This window comes from Vibrio sp. 1641 (genome assembly GCF_033339995.1).
In the GTDB taxonomy this organism is placed as follows: Bacteria; Pseudomonadota; Gammaproteobacteria; order Enterobacterales; family Vibrionaceae; genus Vibrio; species Vibrio alginolyticus.
Genome location: NZ_JAWOVP010000423.1, coordinates 1 through 553 on the forward strand (window position 1 = coordinate 1; position 553 = coordinate 553).

At 46.1% G+C, this 553-nt stretch carries 1 protein-coding gene; it reads right to left on the reverse strand.

The genetic code is table 11. The features are described from left to right. Positions 1-553, reverse strand: a 553-nt coding sequence (locus tag R7Z47_RS26340; protein WP_318130963.1) for an FAD-dependent oxidoreductase, incomplete at both ends; no start/stop codon positions are given.

Consider the following 553-nt stretch of genomic DNA (forward strand, 5'->3'; position numbering starts at 1 on the left):
CGGTGCCAGCCACTCGTATGCGGTCATCAAATCGAGTCATAGCGACTTTGTAAGTCTCATCCATGACAGTAGAGCGCGGTGCGTATTCTTCATTTTCTATCGGTAGCGTCAGTGAATATCCTTTAACCGGATACACTGGGATATCAATATCGAGCTGCTTTAAAAGCGCAGTGGAAAAGCTACCAGAAGCAACGACAAATTGGTCGGCCTTAAACAAACCGTGGTTCGTTTGGGCACCTATGATCTTTTTGCCTACAGTAACCCAATTACTCACTTCGGTATTGAATTTAAACGTGACACCATGCGCTTTCGCAAGTTCTGTCAGCTGTTGGCAAAACTGAAAGCAGTCACCTGTTTCATCATCAGGCAAATACAACCCGCCTACGATTTTATCTTTGACCAGCGCTAAACCGGGTTCTTGTCGAAGGCACTGTTCAACGTCCATCAACTCAAATCGAGTACCACTTTGCTCAAGCAGCTTGAGGTCTTTTTCGATTGCGGTTAACTGTTGAGTTGTGCGGAACACTTGCAAGGTACCAAACTGGCGTCCTTG